Origin of the sequence: Actinomycetospora sp. NBRC 106378 (genome assembly GCF_030269685.1) — a bacterium.
Classification (GTDB): Bacteria; Actinomycetota; Actinomycetes; order Mycobacteriales; family Pseudonocardiaceae; genus Actinomycetospora.
Genome location: NZ_BSTT01000003.1, coordinates 109,017 through 134,221, shown reverse-complemented (window position 1 = coordinate 134,221; position 25,205 = coordinate 109,017). Strand labels below are relative to the sequence as shown.

Sequence of the window (25,205 nt, the reverse complement as noted above, 5' to 3'; positions counted from 1 at the left end):
CACAAGGGAGTCGGACCCTCCCAGGTTACCGACCGTGATCCGTCGGGTCGTCATGTGGACCGATGGCGTGCGCCACGTGGTCCTCCGCGACCGCCGCGGCCAGGCGTTCTCCCAGCAACGGGGCGAACTTCGCGAGGTTCCCGCCCCAGAGGACGTGCACGTTCCCGGCCCGCGCCGTCCGTACCCCGTCGCCCTCCCCCGCCGTCGGCGTGCAGGTCACCTCGCCGATCGGCTCCGGCACGAGTTCGGGCAGTCGCTCGGCGACGTGCGCGGTGACGGTCTCGCGTGACCGGCGCCGGACCTCGTCGAGGGAGTGCGCCGCCGTCGTCGTGACCGCGTCGGGGAGGTGCCCGCCGATCGCCCAGTGCCCCTCGGGCGTGCGGTGCTGGTAGGTGGCGCCGTCGATGTGCGCGGGCGGGACCGTGGCCGGGCGCTCACGCAGCGGGAACGAGAACCGGACGTGGTGGCACGGCTCGTCGGGCACGGTGACGCCGACCTGCGCGGCGAGCTCGGCGGTGCCCGCACCGGCCGTCAGGACGATCGCGTCGGCGATCAGCTCGTCGAGGTCGACCACCCGCCCGGGCCGCAGGTGGGGCTTCGTCGCCCGGAGCAGCAGCTCGCCGGCGCCGGCGAGGTCGAGCGCTCCCCCGGCCGGGTCGTGGAGCACCGGGCCGTCGGTGCGCCCGAGGGTCCCGGACGGCGGGTTCCCCACCTCGTGCGGCGCACCCGCGGCCGCCATCGCGGCGGCCCAGGCGTCGACCCGCGGGCCGGACACGATCGCGCCCTCGTCGCCGAGCAGCGGGCGCCCGGCGCGCTCGGACCAGGCGTCCCACAGCCGACGGGCCTCGGCCGCCGCGGCGACCAGTTCCGGGTCGCCGTGGGCGAGGCGGAAGATCCGCGAGCTGCCGACGCTGCGCGCACCGAGCGGCCGGCGCGCCTCGAGGACGGTGACGTCGTGACCGCGGCGCAGGAGCGCGTCCGCCGTCGACAGCCCGACGATCCCGGCGCCCACCACGACGACCCGCATGAAACTCAGGGTCGCACCCCGATCCCGCGGGCCGCAGCGCGGCGCAGGCTCGACGTCATGAAGATCGTGGTGTGGATCCTGGTCGGTGTCGGCGCGCTCGTGCTGCTCGGTGGGGTGGTCCTGCCCCTCGTGCACTGGCTGCTCGGGGCGCTGGGCTGGCTGATCGCGGGTGTGCTCGTGATCGGCGGCGGCATCTGGCTCGCGAAGCGGGCCGGTGCGCACGGGGAGGTGGACGCGGGCGACCCGCAGCGCCTGAGGTGAGGCGGGCATCGCCTCGGCGAGACGTACGTCAGGCATGTTCTCGGGCCCCCCGGGATGCCGGACGTACCTCTCGTCGCGGTCGCGCCCGGACTCCCGCCCACGAGAGTCACGTCAGGCAGGTCCAGGGCCGACGGAACCTGTCTGACGTGACCCTCGGGGCCGGAGCGGGCTCGGGAGGGCTCAGGACTTCGGCGTCCGGTCCGCGCCGGGGGCGAACACGCCCGACGGGAAGGCGCCGGCGGCGAGCAGGCGCTTCGTCAGGCCCCCGCCGACCTCGGCCAGCTCGGCACGGTCGTCCTCCCCCAGGTGCTCCCACGGCGCGGCGGACATCCGGGAGGTCTCCGCCTCGATGTGCTCGCGGAACGCGGCGCCCTCCGCGGTGAGCGAGAGCCCGTCGTCCACCAACCCGCGGGCGCGCAGGCCCGCGACGCCCTCGCCCCACTGCTCGGCCGACCAGCCACGGGTGGCCTGGGCGACCTCGGGCAGGAAGCCCGCTCCCGTCGCGGTGTGCAGGATCAGCGCCTCCAGCCCGGACACGCCCGCCGCGAGCAGGGCCGCCAGGTGCCCGTCGCCCCGGTACTCGCGCAGCAGCGTCACGGCGTGCCAGAGCGCGAGGTGCGGCTCGTCGGGCCAGGGCAGGTCGGCGTGGGCGGCGTAGAGCGGGCGGCCCTCGGGGGTGCACGCCGACGAGGCCCGGCGGGCGAGCACGCCCGCCCGCTCGCACTCCCGGGAGGACACGGCGTCGCCGAGCAGCCGGCGCAGGGCCCGGTCGGCCGCACGCAGGCGCGCGTTCAGCACGTCCTCGGGCGGGGCGGACATCCAGACGACCGGCACGAAGCGCACGACCAGCGCCGGGTTGAAGTTGTAGTAGGTCGCCGCCACGACCCCGGGCCCGACGGGGCCCATCGCGGCCGACCGCTGGGCGAAGTACTGCGCCCGCGGATGCCCGATGCCCAGCTCGGTCAGCTCCTCACCGACCTCGGGCGCGAAGTAGATCATCGAGTGCAGGGGCTCGATCCGGCGGTACAGGCGCGCGACGTCGCTGGGCTCCACGGGGACGCACGCTAACGCGACCACACACGATCATGGGCACACTGGACGGTGTGACCCGGTGGCCCGAACGAGCGCCCCTCGGCGGCCTCGCTCCCCGCCGGCGCCTGTTCGTGCTGATCACGGCGGCGATCGTGCTGGCCGTGGCCGTACTCGTGGGGGTCTCGGTCGCCCGCGAGTACGCCGTGCCGGCGAAGGCGGATCCCGCCGTGATGGGCCCGGTCGTGCTCGTCCCGGGCTACGGCGGCAACACGGCGGCGCTGCAGGCGCTCGCGCTGCGCCTGCAGGTGGTCGGGCGCCCGGCCGTCGTCGTGGACCTCCCCGACGGCGGGACGGGGGACTTCGCCGCGCAGGCGGCGGCCATCGACGACGTGGTGCGCGACCTCATCCGCCACGACGGCGCCACCAGCGTCGACCTGGTCGGCTACTCCGCCGGCGGCGTCGCGTCGTGGCTCTACCTGCAGACCGGCACGACGGCGCCCGCGATCCGGCGCCTGGTCACCCTCGGCTCGCCGCTGCAGGGCGCCGAGCTCGCCGCGGCGGGTGGCGCACTGGTCCCCGGCGCCTGTCCGCGGGCCTGCCAGCAGCTCGCGCCCGGTAGCTCCCTGCTCGCCCGCCTCGCCGCGGAGCCCCGGCCGGACATCCCGTGGCTGTCGCTCTGGACCGACCAGGACGACACCGTGACGCCGCCGACCTCGTCCGCCCTGCCCGGCGTGCGCTCGATCCGGCTGCAGGCGGTCTGCGACGGCATCCTCATCGGTCACGGCCAGCTCCCGACGGCGGGTCTCGCGGTGGGGCTGACCCTCCGCGCGCTGGGGACGCGGCCGCTCCCCGTCCCGGTGCCCGGCGACTGCTCCCGGCTGCAGGCCGAGGGCGTCGGACGTCCCGTCCTCGTCGGCACCCGCTGATCCCGATGATCGGCACCACACTGAGCTGACGCAAGCCTTGCAGTGCGCAAGAGTTGCTTGTGTGAACGAAGCGGTGGACGCGCTCATGGCGACGACCCGGCTCCTGGTCGGGGTCGCGACCCGCGCCCTCGAGGACCTCGGCATGACCCTGCCGCAGTTCCGGCTGCTCCTCGTGCTCGACGAGCTCGGACCGAGCGCCGGCACCGTCGCCGCCGGGCGGCTCGGGACGGCGGCGTCGTCGGTGACCCGGCTCGGCGACCAGCTGGAGGCCTCGGGCCACCTGACCCGCCGTCGCGACCCGGCGAACCGCAGCGTCGTGGTGCTCGAGCCCAGCGCGGCGGGCCGAGCGGTCGTCGACACGGTCCTGACCCGTCGTCGGGACGCGCTGGCCGAGCTCGTCGCCCGACTCCCGCCCGAGCAGCGCACCGCGCTCACCGCCGCCCTGTCCGCCCTTCGAGAGGCCGCCGGCGCCGACTACGGCACCGGCCCCGTGGAGCTGATGACCCCGTGAGACGCCCGGGCCCGCTGTCCGACTTCACCCTCACCCCCCGCGTCGGCGTGATCGTCGCGTGGGCGATCCCGATCGGTGCCCTCGGCGCCGGCGCCGCCTGGCTGCTCCTGACCCTCATCGGGCTCATCACGAACGCGGTCTTCGGCGGGCGGCTCTCCACGGAGACGGTGAGCCCCGGCCAGCTGCACGCCCCGTGGTGGGTGGTGCTCGGCGCGCCGGTGCTCGGCGGGCTGGTCGTCGGGGTCATGGCCCGCTACGGGTCGGAGAAGATCCGCGGCCACGGGATGCCGGAGGCGCTCGAGGCGATCCTGTTCAAGCGCAGCGTCGTCGAGGCGAAGGTCGCCGTCCTCAAGCCGACGTCGGCCGCCATCAGCATCGGCACCGGCGGCCCGTTCGGCGCCGAGGGCCCGATCATCATGACCGGCGGGGCCCTGGGTTCCCTCGTCGCACAGCGGCTGACCCTGACCGACGACGAGCGCAAGGCCCTCATGGTCGCCGGGGCGGCCGCCGGCATGGCGGCGACGTTCAACGCTCCGCTGGCCTCGGTGCTGCTGGCCGTGGAGCTGCTGCTCTTCGAGTGGCGGCCGCGCAGCTTCCTGCCGGTGACGGCGGCGGTGGTCACCGCGACGCTGCTCCGGGCGCCCCTGCTCGGCTCCGGGCCGCTCTTCGGGCTCGACACCGCGGGCTGGGGCATCGGGACCCCCGCGGACCTCCTCAGCGTCGGCATCGGGGTGCTGGGCGGCCTGCTCGCCGTGGCGGTGACGGCGCTGGTCTACCGCTCGGAGGACACGTTCGAGCTGCTCCGCGGCCGGCTGCACTGGATGTGGTGGCCGGCGATCGGCGGCCTGATCATCGGGCTGGGCGGACTGGTCGTCCCGCACGCGCTGGGGGTCGGCTACGACGTGATCGGCGATCTGCTCTCCGGCCGGGCCGCGCTGTCGCTGATCGTCGGGATCCTCGTCGTGAAGTCGCTGATCTGGGGCCTCTCGCTCGGGTCGGGGACCTCGGGCGGCGTGCTCGCCCCGACGTTCATGATCGGTGCCGCCCTGGGCGCGCTCGCGGGCACCGTGCTGCCGCCGGTCGGCCCCGGGTTCTGGGCGCTGGTCGGGCTCGCGGCCACGGTCGGCGGGGTCATGCGCTCGCCGCTGACCGGCGTCGTCTTCCCGCTCGAGCTCACCCACGCCTGGTCGGCGCTGCTGCCCCTGCTCGTCGCGTCGGCGACGGCGTACGGGGTGTCGGTCCTGCTGCTCAGGCGCTCCGTCCTGACGGAGAAGATCGCGCGTCGCGGCGGGCACCTGTCCCGCGAGTACGGCGTCGACCCGCTCTCGGTGCGCTTCGTGGACGAGGTCATGGCCCCCGTTCCCGACGACGGCGCCGGCCGGCTCCGGCTGCGCGTCGCCGACGACGGACGGCTCGTCGGGGTGGTGCGGCGCTCCGGCGAGGTCGTGGCGGATGCGGTCACGCTCGGGCCGGACGACACGCTCGCCGACGCCCGGGACCGGCTGCTGACCGCGGGGGTGACGGCCGCACCCGTCGTCGGGAAGGACGGGGAGGTGCTGGGGATCGCGCCGCTGGAGCTGCTGCTGGGTCAGCCGACCGCGGCCGGGGCGAGCCGGACGAGGGCGTCGGCGGCCGGGATCACGTAGTAGGCGCCGGTGAGGGCGGTCGTGTACCGGGTCAGGGCGTCGCGCGGGCCGTCGTGGCCGGCCATGGCGTCGAGCATGACCGCGAGCGGGCCCTGGGACGCGCAGAACCCGACGAACATCGTCCCGTGGTCGCCGGTGTCCCCGTAGGCGGAGTTGCGGCGGAAGATGTGGCCGTAGGTGTCCTGGTCGGTCCGCGCGGCGTGGGCGTCGGCGGGCTTCGGGTCGAGCTCGACCGAGTCGGGCTTCGTCCGCCCGATGACCCGCTCCTGCGTGGTGCGGTCCAGGGCGTACCAGCGGTCGGCGTCGTGGCGCCACTTCTGCAGGAGCAGGACCGACCCGCCCGCCCCGGGCTCGCCGTCGGGGACGAGCACGACCCCCGGGGCCTCCGCCGCGGACGGGTTCTCGGTGCCGTCCTCGAAGCCGGTGAGATCGCGGTCGTGGTGGTGGGACCAGGCCACGGTCTCGTCGGCGAGCGAGGCGACCCCGTGCAGGCCGGCGACGGCGGAGGTGCTGCCGTCGAACACCACCGACCGGCTGCCGCCGGAGACCCAGATGACGGCGTCGTGCTGGGTCGCGGGCATCGTGAACCCGTCGGGGCCGGTGACCGGCTCGTCGAAGCCGTGCACGTCCGCGGGGGCGTCGCCGGGCGCGACCTCGGCCCACAGCTCGGGGCGCATCCCGACGACGAGGCCGACCGCCCCCGTCGTCCGGACGGAGACGGCGAGGCCCGCGAGCCCGCGGGCGAGGGCGGCGGCGTCGACGCCCGGCACCCGGTCGAACTCGAGGTAGGCGTGCGAGGAGGTGCCCAGCGCGAGCACACCGTTCTGCGGGACGGCCATGCGTGCTCACGGTACGGCTACTGCGCGACGTCCTTCGTGGTGAAGTTCGCCCAGGCGGCCAGCATGAGGACGACGACGTAGGCGGCCTGCACGATCAGGCCCGCCCGGATGTCGCGCAGGAAGATCGGGTCGCGGAAGAAGTCGATCCACGCCAGCCAGTACCGGGTCGGCAGGTAGGGCGTCACCGAGGCCGCCGCGTCCAGCGTGACGAGCACCTGGGACGAGATGAGGGCCGCCAGCGCCCCGAGGGTCGCGCCGAGCGAGGAGGCGGTGACCGTCGAGAGGAACAGTGCGATCGCCCCGACGCCGAGCATGGAGATCGTGATGTAGGCCATCGCGCCGAGCAGCCGCAGCGCCAGGTCGGCCGGGGAGAGCGGATCGCCCGACAGCGACGCCACGGAGTCGGCGGCACGTTCGCGGGCCTCGGTCGGATCCAGCTGGGTGGGCGCCCCGCTGCCGGCCCCGGACGTCCCCGCGGCCGGGGCTCCCGGTGCGGCGGGTGCCGGGGCCGCCGGGTCCGCCGCGCTCGCCGAGCCCCCCGCGGACGGGGCCGACGCGGTGCCGCCACCCGACCCGGCGGACGACGATCCCCCGCCGCCCGGGCCCGAGATCTGCGGGATCGCGTTGACCACGGCGACCGGGTCGCCGGCCCCGAAGAGCGTCACGCCCACCACGTACGACGTGCCGGCCACGGCGGCCACGGTCGCGACCACGAACGCGACGATCGACACCAGCTTCGCCACGAGCAGCTTCGTGCGACCCACCGGACGGACCAGCAGGTAGCGCAGCGTGCCCGCGCCGGACTCCCCCGCCACGGTGTCGCCCGCGATCACGGCCACCGCGACCGGCAGGAAGATCGGCAGCACCAGTGCCAGCGCGGCCGCCGGGTAGAGCGAGCCCGACTCCAGCACCGCGGAGAGGAACGCCGCGCCCTGCCCGGGAGCGGGTGCGATGCGCGTGGAGGCGAGGAACACCGCGACGATCGCGGGGAGCAGGCACAGCAGCCCGATCGTCACCCACGTGCGCGGCCGCCGGAAGAGCTTGCGCAGCTCGACGACCATCACGCGCGATCGCTCCCGGGTCCCGTGATCCGCACGACGACGTCCTCGAGGCTCACCGTCTCCGGGACCAGGGCCTCGATGCGCACGCCCGTCCCGACCAGGTGGCGCGCGAGACCCGACGCCCCGTCGCCGTCGGCCGGGGCCACGACCAACCCGCCGTCGGGCGTGCGGTCCACCAGCGCGGCACCGAGGGCGGCGGCCGCGCGGTCGGCGTCGGGGGTCGTCAGCACGACCCGCCCGGTCCGCCGACGTACGGCCTCGAGGGGTTCCTCCAGGACGAGGCGCCCGCGGTCGACCACGCCCACGGTCGTGCACAGCGCCTCGATCTCGGCGAGCAGGTGGCTGGAGAGGAAGACGGTGGTGCCCTCGCGGTTGAGCTCGATGAGCAGCTCGCGGATCTCGCGGATCCCGTGCGGGTCGAGGCCGTTGGTCGGTTCGTCGAGGATGAGCAGGTCCGGCTGTGACAGCAGGGCGCCGGCCAGTCCGAGCCGCTGGCGCATGCCCAGCGAGTAGGTGCGGACCGGACGGCGGTCCACCCCGCCGAGGCCGACCCGCTCCATGGCCTCGCCGACCCGGCGCCGGCGGCCCGCCCGGGGCCCCGGGCCGGAGGCGTCGAGCAGGTCCAGGTTGGCCCGCCCCGACAGGTGGCCGTAGGCCGCCGGGCCCTCGACCATCGCCCCGATCCGTGGCAGGACCTGGTGCACCTCGCGCGGCACCTCGTGTCCGAGGACCCGGATCTCGCCGCGGGTGGCGAACACCAGCCCGAGGAGCATCCGCACCATCGTCGTCTTGCCCGAGCCGTTCGGGCCGAGGAAGCCGTACCGGTCGCCGCGGGCCACGTGCAGGTCGACGTCGTCGACGGCGGCGCGGGCGCCGTACCGCTTGGTCAGCCCGCGGGTCTCGATGACGAGCGGGGTGTCGACCGGCGGCCCCGGCAGCGGACGCGCCCGCTGCACGGGCACGGGCTCGCTCGGGGTGCGGACCCCGGTGCCGGCGGAGGGACCACGGTCGCCCGGGTTGGTCACGGTGCTCCTGCTGAGTCGGCGGCGATGTCGGCCACGGCGCGGTCGAGGACGTCGTCGGTCACGAGCCCGCCGACGGCCCACGCCCGGTTGCCCACGCGCAGCACGGCGAGTCGCAGCAGCGAGGACTCCAACGCCCCTGCCGACGCGTTCGCCGTGCGCCCGAGCGCGTTCTGGGGCGCCGTGACGGTGATGGTCCGGCCCGCGGACCCGGCGTCGCCGATGTTGCCGAGCAGCGAGCCGGCGATGTCGGCGGGCAGCGGGACCACGATGAGCTGGGACAGCGTCGTCCCGTACTTCCCGATCGCGGCGAACCCGCGCTGCGGCGCCACCCGGTCGACCCCGTCGACGGTGCCCGGGACCGCGTCGGGGCTCCCCCGGCCGAGCACGCCGAACAGGTCGGAGGTCGGGCTGCGGGTCACCCCGACGCCCGGGGTCTGCGCGGCGACGAACAGGGCCGGGTCGGGCGTCGTGCGGTCGAGCTCGAGGAAGCGGGTCCCGACGGCGGGTCCGCTCGCCAGCGCGCCCGACGCGTTCTTCGTGCGCACCTCGACCGCGACCGGCAGCCCGTCCGTCGGGTCGGCCCACACGTCGAGAGCGCCGACGGTGGTCCGCGGGTCGGCCACGGTCACGCGGAACCCGGCCGCGTCCACCCCGGCGACGCGGCGGGCCGGCAACGCGGCCACCGGATCGTCGGGAAGGGTCCCGGAGAGGAGCCGCCGGGCGAGCTGGGGCGGGAGGAGGTCGTCGGGGCGCGGGAGACGCACGAGCGGGTCGCGCCGGACGTAGGTGAGCAGCTGGGCGCCGTAGTCCCACACGACCTGACCGGTGCCGGTCGTGTAGCGGCTGCGCTCGCCGCCCGGATAGAGCTGGTCGACGCGGACCCGGTCGGGCGCCGCGTACCAACCGCGCAGCCGCGAGGTGCCCGAGAGCAACGACGTGACGTCGGAGAACTGCGCGACGTCGGGCAGGTTCAGCCCGCCGGTCGCCTCGGCGTACCCCGACCACGGCAGGTCCTGCGAGGCCGCCACGCGGTCACGCAGCTCCGACGGCGACACCGACACCGCCGGCGACACGGGCCAGGCCGCGACGACGACCGGCACGGCCACGAGCAGCGCCGCCACCACCGCGACGACGGTCCACCGCCGGAGCCGCACGGACCGGATCGGCGGCGGCGCCCCGTCGTCGCGGGTCGGGCGGAGACGGTCGAGGATCGCGGTCACCCGCAGCCACGCTCCGTCCCGCCGACCCCGTTCACTCCGTCGAGAGTGCCATCCGGGAGGCGTATCCGCCGTGAGGCCTCACACCGATTCGAGATCGCGGTCCCGGCTCGCCCGGGTGCGCAGGAGGCTGGCCACGGTGGTGATCGCGAGGACCCCGATGATCACGCCCAGGGACAGCTCGATCCCGATCAGCGGCACCGGCACCGGCTGCCCGCCGTTGACGAACGGGAGGGTGTTGGTGTGCAGGGCCTCGAGCACGAGCTTCACCCCGATGAACGCGAGGATCACCCCGAGCCCGTACTGCAGGTAGACCAGCCGCGACAGCAGCCCGCCGAGCAGGAAGTACAGCTGCCGCAGGCCGAGCAGGGCGAAGGCGTTGGCGGTGAAGACGATGTACGGGTCCTTGGTGAGCCCGAAGATCGCCGGGATCGAGTCCAGCGCGAAGAGCAGGTCGGTCAGCCCGATGGCGATCATCACCATCAGCATCGGGGTGATCATCCGCCGCCCCGCCTCCCGCACGGTGAGCTTCGCGCCGCGGTAGTCCTCGGTGACCGGCACGACCCGCCGGACCAGCCGCAGCAGGGCGTTCTCCCGGAACTCCTCCTCGTCGTCGCTCTTCTCGAAGCACACCTTGATCGCGGTGAGCACGAGGAAGGCGCCGAAGAGGTAGAACACCCAGGAGAACCGTTCGATCACCGCGGCCCCGGCGAGGATGAACCCGCCGCGCATGATCAGTGCGATCAGGATCCCGACCAGCAGCACCCGGTGCTGGAACGCCTTCGGCACGGCGAACGCGGTCATGATCAGCAGGAACACGAACAGGTTGTCCACCGACAGCGAGTACTCGGTGACGTAGCCGGCGATGAACGCGGTGGCCTTCGGCTGACCGCCGAACAGCAGAACCCCGGCCGCGAAGATCACCGCCAACCCGACGTAGATCGCGACCCCGCGCCCGGCCTGGCGCATCGTGACCTCGGCGGGTTTACGGCCCGCCCACAGGTCGATCGCGAAGATCACGGCCAGACCGGTGATCGTCAGGGCCCACACCCAGAACGGCTCACCCTCGGTGGCCACCAGGGGCCCCGGCACAGCAGACAGCACGATGTTCTTCCTCCGGTGACGACGTACGACGTTCACACCGGAGGTCTCTCCCGCGCCCGACCCGCGATGGGCCGGCGCACCGAGCGCCCCGGACATCTTCCGGCTGTCGTGCTGACGAGGCGCTCGCAGGCGATCCGGGGATACTCCCCTCCACCGCGGACTCTTCCATGGCCGGTCCACAGCAGGCACCCGGGGTGTTCCGAAGTTCACTCCCGGGGGACGGCAACCCCGGCGCCGCACGCCGACATCACCACGGCCACCTAGGGTTCCGGTGGTGATCCGCCTGTTCGTGCTGCCCCTGATCGTGCTGCTGGGGGTGTTCCTCGCAGCCCCGGCCCAGGCGGTGCCCACCCAGACCCAGGACGGCGACGTCCGCACGCAGGACCTCCGCATCGAGGTCCGCGACGGCCCCGCACGGGACCAGCCGCAGTCCCTCGACGCCACCCTCTACCTCCCGGCGCGCACCCCGGCGCCGGCGATGCTGCTGGCCCACGGGTTCGGCGCGGACAAGCGGTCGGTCGCGGACGAGGCCCGCAGCCTCGCCGCCCGCGGGTACGTCGTCCTGGCGTGGTCGGCCCGCGGGTTCGGGCAGAGCACCGGGCAGATCGCGCTGAACAACCCCGACTACGAGGTCGCCGACGCCTCCCAGCTCGTCGACTGGCTCGCCGCGCGGCCCGAGGTGACCCAGGACGGCCCGGGCGACCCGCGGGTCGGGGTCATGGGCGGCTCCTACGGCGGCGCACTCGCCCTGCTGCTCGCCGCCTACGACCGGCGCATCGACGTCACCGTCCCGATGATCACCTGGAACGACCTCGGCCAGGCGCTCTTCCCCAACGACGCGGCGACCGGTCCGCTCGCCGGCACCCCGGCGGTCGGGGCGGACGCGCCGGACGGGGTGTTCAAGCGGTCCTGGGCGTCCCTGTTCTTCGGGATCGGCACGCGGTCCGGCTCCGGCCAGACCCCCGACGTCTGCGGCCGGTTCCTCCCCGAGGTCTGCGCGGGCTACGTCGAGGCGGTGCGCACCGGCCGCGAGCCCGCCGCCCTCGCGAGCTACCTCGAACGGTCCTCCCCCGCCTCCGTCGCGAACCGGATCCAGGCCCCGACGCTGCTCGTGCAGGGCGAGAACGACACGCTCTTCGGCCTCGACCAGGCCGACGCGAACGCCCGCGCCATCGCCGCCGGCGGCGGCACGGTCGCCGTGGCGTGGTTCAACGGGGGTCACGACGGCGGGTCGACGGACTCCCGCACGAACGCCCGGATCTCCGCATGGCTCGACCACTATCTGCTGGGCACCACGACGACGGCGCCGCCGGCCGAGTTCACCTACGTCCTGCCCTCGGGCGTGCGCAGTCGGTCGGCCCCCACCCAGCGCGTCGTCACCGCGCCGTCGTACCCGGCGGCCGCGCCCCGGACCGACCTCGCGCTCACCGGCGACGAGCAGGCGGTCGTCGCCCCCGCGGGCGGCGTGCCGGGCTCGGTGTCCTCCATCCCGGGGCTGTCGGCGCTGGCGGGCGGCGCGGGCGGTGGGTCCGACGCCTCGGGCTCCGGGAGCTCGGGCGGCGGGGGCTCCGGTGGTGGCGGGGGCGGCGGGGCGAGCGCCCTGCTCGGCCGGCTCGCGTCCGACCTCCCGGGCCAGGCCGCGACCTTCCGCACCGCCCCGCTGGCCGACCGCACGATCGTCTCGGGGTCGCCGCGGGTCCGGATCGCGGTCACGACGACGGGCGCGACCGCCCCGGGTGCCCCGGCTCCGTCGTCGGGACCGGTGCTCTTCGGCAAGGTCTACGACGTCGCCCCGGGGCGGAACGGGGCGCCGGACACGCGCTCGCTGCTCGGCAACGCCGTGGCCCCGCTGCGCCTGGCCGCGCAGCCCGGGACGCAGACGGTCACCGTGACGCTGCCCGCCGTCGTCGCGACCGTGCAGGCAGGACACCGCCTCGAGGTCGCCTTCGCCACGACCGACCAGGGGTTCGCGTCGCCCGCCGACCCGGCCGTGTACCGGATCGCGCTCGCCGGGTCCGCCCTGTCCGTGCCCGAGGTGCCCGGCGAGCAGACCGGCGGGTCGAGCGTGCCGGCCGGACCGCTGGTCGCCATCGGGGTGCTGCTGCTCGGCGTCGTCGCCGCGGTGGTGATCGGGCGGGTCGTGGCGGCCCGGCGCCGTCGTCGGGACGCCGAGCCCGGCGGGGACCTCGCCGTCGACGCGGACCTGGTCGACGTGCCGCTCGTGGTCCGCTCGCTCGCGAAGCGGTACCGCAACGGGTTCACCGCGGTGCGCGACGTGTCGTTCCGCGTGGAGCGCGGGCAGGTGCTCGGGCTGCTCGGACCCAACGGGGCGGGCAAGACGACGACGCTGCGGATGCTGCTGGGACTGTTGCGCCCGACGGCCGGTGAGCTGCGGGTCTTCGGGGTCCGCGTCACGCCGGGGGCGCCGGTCCTGGGACGGATCGGGTCGTTCGTCGAGGGTCCCGGCTTCCTGCCGCACCTGTCGGGGCGGTCCAACCTGGAGCTGTACTGGGCGGCGACCGGGCGCCCGATCGGCGAGGCGCGGATGGACGAGGCCCTGGAGATCGCAGGGCTCGGCATGGCGGTCGACCGGGTCGTGCGCACCTACTCGCAGGGCATGCGGCAGCGCCTCGCGATCGCCCAGGCGATGCTGGGGCTGCCCGACCTGCTCGTGCTCGACGAGCCGACCAACGGCCTCGACCCGCCCCAGATCCACGCCATGCGTGAGGTGCTCAAGCAGTACGCGGGCGGGGGCAGCGGGCGGACGGTGCTGGTGTCGAGCCACCTGCTGGCGGAGGTGGAGCAGACCTGCGACCACGTCGTCGTCATGCACCGGGGCGAGGTCGTCGCGGCCGGGGAGGTGGCCGAGCTCGTCGCGGGTGGGCAGGTGGCGGTCGCCGTCGCCGGTGACCGCGACCGCGCGGTGGTGCTGCTGCGCGACGGCGGGTTCGCCGCCGAGTCCGACCCGGAGCGGGCGGACGTGGTCATCGCCGACAGCGGCAGCACGGAGACCGAGCGGGCCGCCGTCGTCCGGCTGCTGGTCGAGGCGGGCGTGGACGTCGTCGGGGTGGGCCCGCGGCGGCGCCTCGAGGACGCGTTCCTCGCGCTGATCGGGGAGGAGCAGCGATGACCAGCGGTGACGTGCGGCTGGGGCCGCGGCAGGCGTCGTCGGGACGGACCTTGCCGGTCCGCATCGAGCTGCTGCGGCAGCTCCGCCGCCGGCGCACCCAGATCACGGTGGGGCTGTTCGCGCTGCTGCCGGTGATCCTCTGGATCGCGTTCTCGGTGGGCGACGACTCGTCGGGGCAGGCCGGGCTCTCGCTGACCGACCTCGCGCAGACCTCCGGGCCGAACTTCGTGGTCTTCGCGCTGTTCTCCTCGGCGAGCTTCCTGTTCGTCGTGGTCGTGGCCCTGTTCTTCGGGGACACCGTGGCGAGCGAGGCGTCGTGGTCGTCGCTGCGCTACCTCCTGGCGATCCCCGTGCCGCGGGTGCGGTTGCTGCGGCAGAAGGTGATCGTCGCGGGCCTGCTCTCGATCACGGTGATCGCCGTCCTGCCGCTCGTCGCGCTGGCGCTCGGCACGCTGGTCTACGGCGACGGACCGCTCGCGTCGCCGACCGGGGAGACGCTGCCCTACGGCACCGGGGTGCTGCGCCTGCTGCTGGCGACGGTCTACGTCGCGCTGCAGCTGACGTGGGTGGCGGGCGTCGCGACGCTGCTCTCGGTGGTCACGGACGCGCCGCTCGGGGCGGTCGGCGGCGCGGTGCTGGTGTCGATCCTGTCGCAGATCCTCGACACGGTGGACGCGCTCGGATCGATCCGGAACGTGCTCCCGACGCACTACGCGTTCGCGTGGACCGACCTGCTCACCGCCGACGTCGACGGCACCGAGATGGCCCAGGGTGTGCTCGCCGCGCTCGTGTGGGCGGTCGCCTTCGGCGCCACGGCGGTCTGGTGGTTCCGGCGCAAGGACATCACGAGCTGACGGCTCGGGTCGTCACCCGTCGGGCCGGCCGGCGTGCCGGCCGAGGCGTCACTCATCGGGCCGGCGGGGCACCGGGAGCCCGATGAGGGACGTCTCGGCCTACGTGCGGCGGCGGAGACCGTGGATCAGGCGCCGCATGACCCGCGGCTCGTCGGCGTCCACCTCGTCCGCCGCCCGGGGCTCCTCGACGGGGTCCGGGGCGTAGACGACCGGCGCGGGCATGGGCGCCGGCTCCTCGGTAGTCCCGTCGTCGGGGACCGGTGAGGGTGGCGGCGCCACGGTGAGCACCGGCGCGAACGAACTGCGCCGCTCCGGCTCGGCGGCCGGGGGCTCGGGCTCGGGAGCCGGCGGCGCCGGGAGACGCAGCTCCACCGTCGTCGGGACCTCGACGAGCGGGGTCTCGGCGGTCCGGTCGTCCGGGGGCGGAGGAGCGACCGGGGCGGGCGCGGCCGCTCGAGCCGTGAGGGTGACGTGGGTCCGCACCGGCACGACGGCGGCGGGTGCGGCGGGAACGGCGGGAACGGCGGGTGCGGGAGCCACCAGCGGCACGGGCGGCGGGGGCACGATCCGCGGCGAGGGCACCACCGGTCCGCCGGACGGTTCCTCCCGGGGCGCCGGGATCCGCGGGACGGGGGCTCCCGTGGGGCCGTCCAGCCCGGCGAGCGCCGCCCGGGACCACGGGAGGCTCCCCTGCGCCCGATCGACCCGCAGGGCCACCCACACCGACTCGGGGTGACCCGGGCCGGCGAGGACGAGCCGGGAGAGGTGGAAGGCGGCGGGGGTCGTCGACACGACGTCCTCGAGCTCGCGGCGTCCCGTCCGGTCCGCGGCCTCGCGGGCGCGGGCGAGCAGTGGGTCCGCCGAGCCGGCCGGGCCGCCCCACTCCCCCAGCACGTGCTGCCCGGAGATGTCCACGACCGCCACGTGCTCCACGCCGGGCAGGCCGGTCAGCGCCTCGACGTAGGGGTGGACCGGCCCGGGCTCGCCGTCGCGGTCGTCCACGGTCGGTGTCGCCTGTGCCACCACGCCATCCCTCGCTGTCGATGTCCCCCGGCCACGCGCTGCCCCCAGGGATCATCGTCGGTCGAGACCTCGTCGTGACAGGACGGGGTGGGTGACGGAGTTCGCATCGTGCGGCAGCGGGATCGGTGCTGCTGTCGGTGCCTCGGCACATCGTCGCCGCGTGATCGTCGCCAAGGCCCACATCTGACGTCCGAGGTGGACGAGCCTGAGGAGCGTCCTCCGAGGCGGAGGCGACCGCGAGCCGACGGCACCCGGGCATCTCGACCGCTCGATCGAGCGGGTGTCCCGGGCCAAGATGGTGCATCGGACGAGCCGGAGGTGCCCGTGTACGAAGGCGGTGAGCGGGTCGCCGACGAGCGTTGGTCCGCGGCGGTCAGCGAGCAGCACGGGCGGGTGCGGATCGCGACACCGCAGCACTACCGGGGCCGCCTGACCTGGCAGCGCTCCGAGCGCCACCGCATGGTCTGCTGGTCCGGGGACGAGGAGGGCGTGCGCCGGGCCCCCCAGGACGTGCGCCGGGACCCGCGCGGGACCTTCTCGCTGTTCGCGGCCGTGCGCGGGCGGGGCCGTGTGGAGCAGGGCGGCCGTCGGGTCGACCTCGCGCGCGGCACGATGGTCCTCTGCCCGGCCGACCGGGCGACGGCGCTCTGGCACGGCGCGGGCTTCGCCGCGGTCGCCCTGGTCGTGCCCGAGGCGAGTGTCCTCGGGCGGTGGTCGCCCGTCGGTCGGCCGGCGACCGCCCTGGACCGTGGTGCGGGGGTCGGACGGGTGGCCTTCGAGCTCCTCCGCACGCTCTGGGGCGAGCGAGCGGCGCTCACCGAGCGGGAGTTCGACACGGTCTGCGAGCGTGCCGTCGACCTGGTGTGCCTCGCGGCGGCCGGGGCCCGCGACGCGGGCTCGGGCCACGGTGCGGCGGTGTCCGCGTCGGTCCGGCGCTTCGTCGAGGAGCACGCGGACGACCCCGCACTCGACGGCCCTGCGGTCGCCGCAGCCCTGGGCTGGTCGCAGCGCTACGTCCAGACGGTGCTCCACGACGAGGGGACGACCCCGACCGCCCTGATCCGTGAGGTGCGGCTCGAGCGCGCCCGGGCCCGTCTCGAGCAGGGGACGACCACCTCGATCGCCCGGATCGCCGCGGAGTGCGGGTTCGCGAGCCCCGGTGCCTTCAGCACGGCGTTCCGACGGCGCTTCGGGCTGCGCCCGGTCGATGTCCGGCGGACCTCCGCGCCGGCCCGCGCGGTGTCGGTGCGTCCACGCTGACTTCCGTGCGCCCGCGACGAACTCCTGCGCGGCGCTCGGCACCACGGTGGCGTCATGCACCTGGACATCGATGTCGCTGTCACGGTGGACGAGCTGATCCTGTGGGAAGGCACGCCGATGCCGGCGGGCCACACCGCACGGACGATCACCGACGGGCTGTGCCGGGCCTTCGCCGAGCACGGACTGTCGGGCGTCTACGGCTTCGCCCACACCTCCCCCGTCGAGGACGATCCCTCCCTCGAGGGGGTCCTCGAGACCTGGTGCGCCGCCGGGCACCACCTGGGCAACCACACGCATCACCACGCGAGCCTGAACTGGCTCGACGCGCAGGCCTACTGCGCCGACATCGCCCGCGCGGAGCGGTGGATCGGGCGCTACGTCGACCAGGCCCCGGTCCGCTACTTCCGGCACGCCATGGACTCCTCCGGGCAGACCGAGGCCAAGCGGGGAGCCGTCGAGGACCACCTCCGGGAGCAGGGCTACACCACCGCACCGATCACCGCCTGGTTCGGCGACTTCGCCTGGACCGCACCGTACGAGCGCGCGGTCCGCACCGGGGACACCGAAGCGCAGGCGCTGTTGCGGACCTCCTTCGTCGACGCGGCCGTGGGCCACCTCGTCTGGCACGCCGAGGCCGGGAAGCGCATGTTCGGCGCCGCGTTCCCCTACATCTGGCTCATCCACGGCACCCCTCTCGCCGAGGACCTCACCTCGGAGATCCTCGGTCGCTTCCGCGATCTCGGCGTGCGGTTCGTGTCCCTCGAGACCGCGATGGCCCATCCGGCGAACCGGTCCTTCTCCCCGGCCACCCGCCTGTTCCGCAACCACCTGCAGCGCTACGCCCTGGCGTCCGGGGACCCGGTGCGCAGCGTGGAACCCGAGGCGCTGGCCGCGGTGCTCGACGCGGCGCCGGTGGCCGGTGAGGACAGCATCGCCGTCTACGACGGCATCCTCCGGCGGGTCGTGGAGCGCGTCGGCGGGACCTACGACTGGAGCTGGGCATGAACACGGCAGTGGTGCATCCGCTCCCGCGCGCGGTCGTCGCGCGCGAGGTCCACCTCGTCCGGCGCCCGCACGGGTTCCCCGAGCACGACGACTTCGCCCTGGTCGACCGCGAGCTCACGGGGCTCGGCGAGCACGAGGTGCTGGTGGCCAACCACCACTTCTCGGTCGACCCCTACATGCGCGGGCGGATGAACGACATCCCGAGCTACGTCGCGCCCTACGCCCTCGGCGAGGTCATGGACGGGCGCGCGATCGGCGAGGTGCTCGCCTCGACCGTCGACGACGTCGCCGTCGGCGACCTCGTCCGCACGAACCTCGGCTGGCGCACCCATGGAATCGCCCCCGCGAGCAGCGTGGAACGTCTCCGGGTTCCCGACGGAGTGCCGCCCTCGGCCTACCTGGGCGTCCTCGGGGTCCCGGGACTCACCGCGTGGGTCGGGCTGCTCGACATCGCCGGACTGCGCGCCGGCGACACCGTGTTCGTGTCCGGGGCGGCGGGCGCCGTGGGCAGCCTCGTCGGTCAGCTGGCCCGGCTCAAGGGCGCAGCCAGGGTGATCGGCAGCGCCGGCTCCGCCGAGAAGGTCGCGTGGCTGACCGACGAACTGGGGTTCGACGCCGCGTTCTCCTACCGCGACGGACCCGTGCGTCGCTCCCTGCGCGCCGCCGCACCGGACGGCATCGACCTCTACTTCGACAACGTCGGCCACGACCACCTGGAGGCCGCCCTCGCCTCGGCGAACGACTTCGCGCGCTTCGCCGTCTGCGGCATGATCGCGGGCTACAACGACACGGCCGAGCAGCCCTCGGCGGGCGTCGGCAACCTCGCCCAGATCGTCCGCAAACGCCTCTCGATCCGCGGCTTCATCGTCACCGACTCGCTCGACCGCAACGCCGACTTCCTGGAGGACGTCACGCCGTGGGTCGCCGGGGGACAGCTCCGGTTCCGAGAGACCGTGGTCGGCGGGATCGACCACGCCGTCGACGCCTTCCGCGGCCTCCTGCGCGGGGAGAACACCGGGAAGATGCTCGTCGCTCCCGGGCACTCCTGACGCCACCTTGGCAGGAGGCGCTCACACCACGACGTCGTGGGTCACCGTCTGCCCGACCGCGACCGACACGGCGGTGGGCGCCCGATCCCCGTCACGACGGCGGACCACGAGGATGCCCGTGCCCGCGGCGGTCGCGCCGGCCAGGGCGAACCCGCCGTCATGGTCGGTGGTCCCGCACGCCACCTGGCGCCCGTGGCGGTCGACGAGCGTGAGCACGGCGTCGACCGCGCCGCCCTCGGCGTCACGGACGTGGCCACGGAGGGTCGGGCACGGGGCATCGGCGGCCGGGGCATCGGCGGCCGGGGCAGGAGCCGGCCGCACCACGAGGGTCGCCACCAGCGCGACCAGGGCGAGCACCCCGACCGCGAGGCCGTAGACCATCGCCACGGTCCGGAGCCCGAACGTCGGCGTCGCTGCTCCGGCCGCGACGGCGGGCAGCCCGAACGACAGGTAGGCCAGGACGAACATCGTCGCGGCAACCCGGGCCCGGTCGGCCGCCGGCGCTGCCGTCATGACCGTCGACACGGTCCCGAGCAGGCCCAGTCCGAAGCCGAGGCCGGCGACCCCCGTCCCGACGTAGAACACCGTCACCGAGGCCGTCGGCCCGATCCCCCACAGCGTCAGCGCCATCCCGAGCAGCAGGAACCCGCAGCCCGCGACGAGCACCGTCCGGGGCGGTCGCCCCCGGCCGGACACCGCGGCCACGGCCCCGCAGCCGGTCAGGAGGGTGACCACGAGGGCGCTGAGGAGCCGGTCGCCCGACCCGAGCAGCACGCCGGCGAGCGAGGGCCCCAGCGACAGGTGCAGCCCGGAGAGCGCCCACACCGCGATCACGCAGGGTGCCGCAGCCAGGAAGGCGGGTCGTGCCTCCCGCGGCAGGCCGACCCGCGGGACGAAGACCCCGACCCGCAACGGCCGTCGGGTCACCGGCTCGGGGAGGAACCACACGGCGACCGCACAGGCGAGGAACCCGACGATCATCACCGCGTACACGAGCACGGTCGGCGCCGGCGCGAACTGCACCAACGCCCCCGCGCCCACCGCACCGAGCGCCTGCCCCGTGGTGGGCCCGCCGGTCGTCACCACCGACGCCGTCGAGGGACGCTCCGGCGGGGCCAGGTCGACGAGGCCGGCCGACAGCACGGACGTCGCGAGCCCGGTGGCCACGCCCTGCACCGCCCGGGCCGCGAACAACCAGCCCACCCCGTCGGCCGCGGCGAAGAGCACCAGCGCCACGAGCTGGGCCCCGATGGCCACGAGCAGCACCGGGCGGCGCCCGACGACGTCCGAGAGGGAACCCGTCGTCAGCAACGCCACGAGCAGCGCGATCGCGTAGACGGCGAACACCGCCGTCAGCGTCGTCACCGAGTACCGCCACTGCGCCTGGTAGAGGGCGTAGAGCGCCGAGGGTGCGGCGGCGGCGAAGAAGAACAGGCCCAGCACGAGGCCGAGGGCGGCGAAGCCACCCCCGCGCGACAGGTGACGGCGCGACACGGTGCTGCTCACAGGTGGTGAGCCTGGCGAACGATCCCCTCCGGCCCGCCCCTCGATCGTCGTTTCCGATGACCTGATCGGCGCACCTCCCGGGGGCGGGCTGTCAGGGTTGCTCACGTCGCCGGGCCGCTCGGTACCCGGCTCCTCCCGCTCCCCCACGTCGTCTGCGACGGAGTCCGACCATGTCCCGCTCCGCCCCCCTGACCGTCTCCCCGGACCCCGCCGACATCGGCCCCTCGGGGACCCGACCGCTGCGCGTCGACCGCCGCACCGTGGAGTGCGACGACGTCGTGGCCCTCGACCTCGTCGACCCGCAGGGCGCTCCCCTGCCCGCCTGGGCCCCCGGCGCGCACGTCGACGTGGTGCTGAACGCCGCCACCGTCCGCCAGTACTCGCTGTGCGGCGACCCCGCCGATCGCGGCCGCTGGCGCCTCGGCGTCCTGCGTGAGGCCGGGGGGCGCGGCGGCTCGGTGGCCCTGCACGACGAGATCGGGGTCGGCTCGGTCCTCGAGGTCGGCGACCCCCGCAACAACTTCGCGCTGCCGGACGCCCCGGCGCACCTGCTCCTCGGGGGCGGCATCGGGATCACGCCCCTGCTGCCGATGGCCCGCGAGCTCCACCGGCGCGGTACCCCCGTCCGTCTGCTGCACGCGACCCGCTCGGCCGCCCGGTCCCCCTTCGCCGCCGAGGTCACCGCGCTCGGCGGCGAGCACCACCACGACGACGTCGACGGGCTGCTCGACGTCGCCGGGCTGCTCGCCGGACTCGCGCCGGGCACCGCCGTGTCCTGCTGCGGCCCGGAGGGCCTGCTCGCCGCGGCCGAGGCCGCCCGCCCCGACCACGTGACGCTGCACGTCGAGCGCTTCGCGCCGAAGGCGGTCGTGACCGACGCCGACGCCGACGGACCGTTCGAGGTCCTGCTGCGCTCCACCGGCGCCGTCGTGCAGGTGGCCGAGGGCCAGAGCGTCCTCGACGCCGTCAGCCGCGCCGGCGCCGACGTCCCCTCCTCCTGCCGCGAGGGGACCTGCGCGAGCTGCGAGACCGGCGTCGTCGACGGCCTCGTCGACCACCGCGACTCGATCCTGACCGACGAGGAGCGGGCCGCCGGGACCTCGATGTTCCTGTGCGTCTCCCGCGCGCGCTCCCCTCGCCTCGTCCTCGACCTCTAGCGACCGCTAGCCCGACACCCGGAGGAGACCCCGGACATGAGCCGCATCCGGCTGAGCGGACTGCGCAAGACCTACGGCGACACCGTCGCCGTCGACGGCATCGACCTCGACGTCGCCGACGGGGAGTTCCTCGTCCTGCTCGGCCCCAGCGGCTGCGGCAAGTCGACGCTGCTGCGGATGGTCGCGGGCCTGATCGAGCCCACCGACGGGCGCGTCCTGGTCGACGACGCCGACGTCACCGCCGTCCCGCCGCGCGACCGCGACCTCGCGATGGTGTTCCAGAGCTACGCGCTCTACCCCCACCTCACCGTCGCGTCGAACCTCGGGTTCCCGCTCCGGGTGCGGGGCGAGCGCCGGGCCGTCGTCCGCGAGAAGGTCGCCGCCGTCGCGGCCGAGCTCGGCCTCACCGAGCTGCTGCGGCGCCGTCCGAAGGAGCTCTCCGGCGGCCAGCGCCAGCGCGTCGCGCTCGGACGCGCCCTGGTCCGCGAGCCCGGGGCCTTCCTCATGGACGAGCCGCTGTCCAACCTCGACGCCAAGCTGCGCACGTCCACCCGCGCCGGGCTCTCCGCCCTGCACCGCCGCCTGCGCGCCACGGTCCTCTACGTCACCCACGACCAGGTCGAGGCCATGACGATGGCCGACCGCGTGGCCCTGCTCGACGGCGGCCGGCTCGTCCAGGTCGGCACGCCCGCCGAGGTCTACGACGCCCCGGCCACCACCTTCGTCGCCGGCTTCCTCGGCTCCCCGCCGATGAACCTGCTCGACGTCGACGCCGTCGTCGGCCCCCACGGCGTCCGCGCCCGCGCCGTCGGTCTGGATCTCTCCCTTCCCGACGCCGGGCCGGGGCCGGTTCCCGACGCCGGGTCCTCCCGGGCCCTCGTGCTCGGCGTCCGCCCCGAGCACCTCGTCGTCCGCGCGCCCGACGCCCCCGACGCCGTCCTGCGGGGCCGGGTGAGCGCCGTCGAGAACCTCGGCAGCGAGGAGCTGGCGCGGTGCGTGCTCGGCGCCGACGGCGGACCCGAGGTCACCGTCCGCGGCCCCCGTCCGCTCGGTGTGGTGCCGGGCCGCGAGGTCGGCCTGGCCGTCGACCCCGCCCGGGTCCACCTGTTCGACCCCGACTCCGGACGGCGCCTCGAACGTCGACCGGGCGCCGTCTCCCCCGCCCCGTCCTCCCCCGCCGTCGAGCCCGCGCTCGACGACCGCCCGCTCGCGAGGAGCCTGCCGTGACACGCCCGTCCCGCCACCTGCTGACCCGTCCACCCGCCCGTCTCGCCGGCCTCCTGGTCGCCGCCGCCCTCGTGCTCACCGCGTGCGGGATCGGGGCGCCCACCACCTCCGGCGGCACCGCGTTCGCCCCGGAGCTCGCCCCCGACCAGAAGGTCACGATCACCTTCGAGAGCTACAACCTCTCGCAGGCCGGGACCTGGACCGACACCTTCAACGAGCTCCTCGGCGAGTTCTCCCGCGAGCACCCGAACATCACGGTCAACGCGCAGAAGCCGCAGGGCACGAGCCCCAACGGCGTCTCGAACGCGGTCCCGAGCGTCCAGGCGCAGCTCGTCACCGGGAACCCGCCCGACGTCGCCCAGCTCGGCTTCGGCGACCTCGACTTCACCGTCCACCAGCTCGGGGCGAAGCCGCTCGACGACCTCGTCGGCCGGCCCGCCGTCGATGCGAACTTCGGCGGCGAGCACCCCTACGCCCCGGCGGCGCGGACGCTCGGCGACTGGGAGGGGAAGACCTACGGCGTCCCCTTCGTCTTCTCCACCCCGGTGCTCTACTACAACGCGTCGCTGTTCGCGGCCGCCGGCCTCGATCCGAACACCCCGCCGCGGACGTGGGCCGAGGTGAAGACCGCGGCCCAGGCCATCAAGGCGCGGACGGGTCGCGACGGCAGCTACGTCGACTGCGTGACCCGCGTGGCCAACGACTGGTGCTACCAGGCGCTCGTCGAGTCCAACGGCGGCTCGGTGATCTCCGACGACCGCTCCCGTCTGACCTTCGGCGAACCGCCCGCCGTCGGCGCCGTCGCGATGGTCCAGGACCTCGTGAACTCCGGCGCCGCGCCGAAGCTCTCCCAGGCCCAGGCCTACCCGCAGTTCGCCCGCGGGGAGATGGGGATGCTGCTCGAGTCGAGCTCGCTGCAGGGCACGTTCCAGAAGGGCGCGGCCGGCAAGTGGGACCTCCGCGCCGCCCCGATGCCCTCCTTCGACGGCCGCCCGACCATGCCGACCAACTCCGGGGCGGCGCTGTTCGTGCTCTCGAACGACCCGGCGAAACAGCGCGCCGCGTGGGAGCTGGTGCAGTTCCTGACCAGCGACCGCGCCTACACCACGATCTCCTCGAAGATCGGCTACCTGCCGCTGCGCACGTCGCTCGTCGACGACCCCCGCTACCTGCAGCCGTGGGCGGCGAGGAACCCGCTCCTCGCGCCGAACCTCGAGCAGCTCTCCCGCCTGCAGCGCTGGCAGTCCTTCCCGGGCAACGACTACACCCGGATCAAGGACCGCATGATGGCCGGCGTCGAGAGCGTCGTCTTCCAGGGCGCCGACCCGACCGCCACCATGACCGCGGCGCAGAACGAGGCGGCGGCGCTGCTGCCGACCACCCGATGACCCTGCTCGTCGAGGTCCCGCCGCCGGCCCCCGCGCCGGCGGCGGAGGTGCCGCCCGCCCGCCGGTCCGCCGGGCGGCGGCTCGTCGGGGCCGCCGCGCCCTACCTCTACCTCGCGCCGGCCCTCGCCCTGCTCGTCGTCTGGACGTACCGCCCGCTGCTGCAGGCCGTGCAGTTGTCCACGCTGTCGTGGAACCTGCTCCCGACCTCGCCGGCCACGCCGGTGGGGGCGGCGAACTTCCGCGAGGTGCTGACCGCGCCGGAACTCGGCGACGCCGTCGGGGTCACCGCGCTGTTCATCGTCGGGCTGCTGCCCTTCACGATCGTGCTGCCGGTGGTGATCGCGCTGTCCGCCCGCCGCGTGCGCGGGCGGGCCCGCACCCTCTACCAGGCGCTGGTGTTCGCGCCGATGCTCGTCGCCCCCGTGGCCAGCGCCGCGATCTGGCAGTGGCTGCTCGACCCCGGCTCCGGCGCGGTCAACCGGGTCCTCGGCCTGCAGGTCAACTGGCTCGCCGACCCGACGGCCGCGCAGGTCGCGATCATCGTCGTGACCGGGTGGCACGTCCTCGGCTTCGCGACGCTGATCGTCTCCGCCGGGCTGGGCGGCACCGACGACGAGTACGCCGCCGCAGCGTCGGTGGACGGCGCCCGGCCCCGGCAGATCACCTGGCGGATCACGCTGCCGCTGCTCTCGCCGACCCTGGTGTTCCTCACGCTGATGACGATCCTGCTGTCGGCCCAGTGGAGCTTCCCGCTGGTCGACACCCTGACCCAGGGCGGCCCGGGCGACGCGACGACGAGTATCTACTACCTGCTCTGGGAGTACGGCTTCCGCTCGTTCGACGCCGGTCACGGAGCGGCCGCGGGCCTCGTGTTCTTCGTCGTCTTCCTCGCCGTGGCGTGGGTGCTGGTGACCCTGTCCGACCGCCTGAGCTTCCACGACGACTAGGGGCGAGCCT

The 25,205-nt window shown here is 74.9% G+C and carries 22 protein-coding genes; 13 read left to right on the top strand and 9 right to left on the bottom strand.

Annotated features, from left to right (window positions below; genetic code table 11):
- Window positions 1-25 precede the first annotated feature (25 nt).
- Window positions 26-1,027, bottom strand: a complete 1,002-nt coding sequence (locus tag QSK00_RS09025; RefSeq protein WP_285589766.1) for an NAD(P)/FAD-dependent oxidoreductase — start codon at window positions 1,025-1,027, stop codon at window positions 26-28.
- 57 nt (window positions 1,028-1,084) lie between these two features.
- Between QSK00_RS09025 and QSK00_RS09020 the strand changes: the two genes are divergently transcribed.
- Window positions 1,085-1,288, top strand: a complete 204-nt coding sequence (locus QSK00_RS09020) for a hypothetical protein (protein ID WP_285589764.1) — start codon at window positions 1,085-1,087, stop codon at window positions 1,286-1,288.
- Between the two features lie 180 nt (window positions 1,289-1,468).
- Here the strand turns inward: QSK00_RS09020 and QSK00_RS09015 are convergent, their stop codons facing one another.
- A complete protein-coding gene (locus QSK00_RS09015) occupies window positions 1,469-2,341 on the bottom strand; it encodes an SCO6745 family protein (RefSeq protein WP_285589762.1) in 873 nt (290 codons plus the stop codon).
- 50 nt (window positions 2,342-2,391) lie between these two features.
- Here QSK00_RS09015 and QSK00_RS09010 point away from each other — a divergent pair, with 50 nt between their 5' ends.
- The 3 genes from QSK00_RS09010 to QSK00_RS09000 all read left to right on the top strand — a co-directional run bounded on the left by QSK00_RS09010 (window position 2,392) and on the right by QSK00_RS09000 (window position 5,403).
- Complete coding sequence (locus QSK00_RS09010) at window positions 2,392-3,246, top strand: esterase/lipase family protein (RefSeq protein ID WP_285589760.1); 855 nt, start codon at window positions 2,392-2,394, stop codon at window positions 3,244-3,246.
- Between the two features lie 61 nt (window positions 3,247-3,307).
- On the top strand, window positions 3,308-3,757 hold the full coding sequence (locus QSK00_RS09005; RefSeq protein ID WP_285589758.1) for a MarR family winged helix-turn-helix transcriptional regulator: 450 nt from the start codon (window positions 3,308-3,310) through the stop codon (window positions 3,755-3,757).
- Window positions 3,754-5,403 carry a chloride channel protein gene (locus QSK00_RS09000; RefSeq protein WP_285589754.1) on the top strand — a complete coding sequence of 550 codons (1,650 nt, stop codon included), beginning with the start codon at window positions 3,754-3,756 and terminating at the stop codon, window positions 5,401-5,403. The genes QSK00_RS09005 and QSK00_RS09000 overlap by 4 nt, the downstream gene beginning before the upstream one ends.
- On the opposite strand, the gene QSK00_RS08995 is transcribed toward QSK00_RS09000, so the two are convergent.
- The 5 genes from QSK00_RS08995 to QSK00_RS08975 form a co-directional block, all read right to left on the bottom strand.
- Window positions 5,346-6,242 (bottom strand): Dyp-type peroxidase, encoded by an 897-nt coding sequence (locus tag QSK00_RS08995; RefSeq protein WP_285589752.1) that lies wholly within the window; start codon window positions 6,240-6,242, stop codon window positions 5,346-5,348. The genes QSK00_RS09000 and QSK00_RS08995 overlap by 58 nt on opposite strands.
- 17 nt (window positions 6,243-6,259) lie before the next feature.
- Window positions 6,260-7,303 carry an ABC transporter permease gene (locus tag QSK00_RS08990; protein ID WP_285590602.1) on the bottom strand — a complete coding sequence of 348 codons (1,044 nt, stop codon included), beginning with the start codon at window positions 7,301-7,303 and terminating at the stop codon, window positions 6,260-6,262.
- A complete protein-coding gene (locus QSK00_RS08985) occupies window positions 7,303-8,328 on the bottom strand; it encodes an ABC transporter ATP-binding protein (protein WP_285589750.1) in 1,026 nt (341 codons plus the stop codon). The genes QSK00_RS08990 and QSK00_RS08985 overlap by 1 nt, the downstream gene beginning before the upstream one ends.
- Complete coding sequence (locus QSK00_RS08980; protein WP_285589749.1) at window positions 8,325-9,548, bottom strand: hypothetical protein; 1,224 nt, start codon at window positions 9,546-9,548, stop codon at window positions 8,325-8,327. The genes QSK00_RS08985 and QSK00_RS08980 overlap by 4 nt, the downstream gene beginning before the upstream one ends.
- A gap of 78 nt (window positions 9,549-9,626) precedes the next feature.
- A complete protein-coding gene (locus QSK00_RS08975; protein WP_502872031.1) occupies window positions 9,627-10,595 on the bottom strand; it encodes a TerC family protein in 969 nt (322 codons plus the stop codon).
- A 325-nt stretch (window positions 10,596-10,920) separates the two neighbouring features.
- On the opposite strand from QSK00_RS08975, the gene QSK00_RS08970 reads away from it, so the two are divergent.
- Together QSK00_RS08970 and QSK00_RS08965 are read left to right on the top strand one after the other, a co-directional pair.
- Window positions 10,921-13,779: an alpha/beta fold hydrolase gene (locus QSK00_RS08970; protein WP_502872022.1), complete on the top strand. Its 2,859-nt coding sequence runs from the start codon at window positions 10,921-10,923 to the stop codon at window positions 13,777-13,779.
- Window positions 13,776-14,633 (top strand): ABC transporter permease, encoded by an 858-nt coding sequence (locus QSK00_RS08965; RefSeq protein WP_285589744.1) that lies wholly within the window; start codon window positions 13,776-13,778, stop codon window positions 14,631-14,633. The genes QSK00_RS08970 and QSK00_RS08965 overlap by 4 nt, the downstream gene beginning before the upstream one ends.
- 99 nt (window positions 14,634-14,732) lie before the next feature.
- Here QSK00_RS08965 and QSK00_RS08960 read toward each other — a convergent pair whose 3' ends face one another.
- Window positions 14,733-15,656, bottom strand: coding sequence for a hypothetical protein (locus tag QSK00_RS08960; protein ID WP_285589742.1), 924 nt, complete (start codon window positions 15,654-15,656; stop codon window positions 14,733-14,735).
- Between the two features lie 318 nt (window positions 15,657-15,974).
- On the opposite strand from QSK00_RS08960, the gene QSK00_RS08955 reads away from it, so the two are divergent.
- The 3 genes from QSK00_RS08955 to QSK00_RS08945 are packed head-to-tail and all read left to right on the top strand — an operon-like array spanning window position 15,975 to window position 18,970.
- A complete protein-coding gene (locus QSK00_RS08955) occupies window positions 15,975-16,916 on the top strand; it encodes an AraC family transcriptional regulator (protein WP_285589739.1) in 942 nt (313 codons plus the stop codon).
- Between the two features lie 54 nt (window positions 16,917-16,970).
- Window positions 16,971-17,921, top strand: coding sequence for a polysaccharide deacetylase family protein (locus QSK00_RS08950; protein ID WP_285589737.1), 951 nt, complete (start codon window positions 16,971-16,973; stop codon window positions 17,919-17,921).
- Entirely contained in the window at window positions 17,918-18,970 is a 1,053-nt protein-coding gene (locus QSK00_RS08945) for an NADP-dependent oxidoreductase (protein ID WP_285589734.1), read from the top strand. The genes QSK00_RS08950 and QSK00_RS08945 overlap by 4 nt, the downstream gene beginning before the upstream one ends.
- Window positions 18,971-18,991: 21 nt before the next feature.
- On the opposite strand, the gene QSK00_RS08940 is transcribed toward QSK00_RS08945, so the two are convergent.
- The gene (locus QSK00_RS08940) at window positions 18,992-20,476 is read right to left on the bottom strand and encodes an MFS transporter (RefSeq protein ID WP_285589732.1); all 1,485 of its coding nucleotides are present in this window, start codon (window positions 20,474-20,476) and stop codon (window positions 18,992-18,994) included.
- 170 nt (window positions 20,477-20,646) lie between these two features.
- On the opposite strand from QSK00_RS08940, the gene QSK00_RS08935 reads away from it, so the two are divergent.
- The 4 genes from QSK00_RS08935 to QSK00_RS08920 are packed head-to-tail and all read left to right on the top strand — an operon-like array spanning window position 20,647 to window position 25,195.
- A complete protein-coding gene (locus tag QSK00_RS08935) occupies window positions 20,647-21,633 on the top strand; it encodes a PDR/VanB family oxidoreductase (RefSeq protein ID WP_285589731.1) in 987 nt (328 codons plus the stop codon).
- 36 nt (window positions 21,634-21,669) lie between these two features.
- Window positions 21,670-22,860, top strand: coding sequence for an ABC transporter ATP-binding protein (locus tag QSK00_RS08930; RefSeq protein ID WP_285589730.1), 1,191 nt, complete (start codon window positions 21,670-21,672; stop codon window positions 22,858-22,860).
- Window positions 22,857-24,248 carry an ABC transporter substrate-binding protein gene (locus tag QSK00_RS08925; RefSeq protein ID WP_285589729.1) on the top strand — a complete coding sequence of 464 codons (1,392 nt, stop codon included), beginning with the start codon at window positions 22,857-22,859 and terminating at the stop codon, window positions 24,246-24,248. The genes QSK00_RS08930 and QSK00_RS08925 overlap by 4 nt, the downstream gene beginning before the upstream one ends.
- Complete coding sequence (locus tag QSK00_RS08920; RefSeq protein WP_285589727.1) at window positions 24,245-25,195, top strand: carbohydrate ABC transporter permease; 951 nt, start codon at window positions 24,245-24,247, stop codon at window positions 25,193-25,195. The genes QSK00_RS08925 and QSK00_RS08920 overlap by 4 nt, the downstream gene beginning before the upstream one ends.
- Window positions 25,196-25,205: the final 10 nt, after the last annotated feature.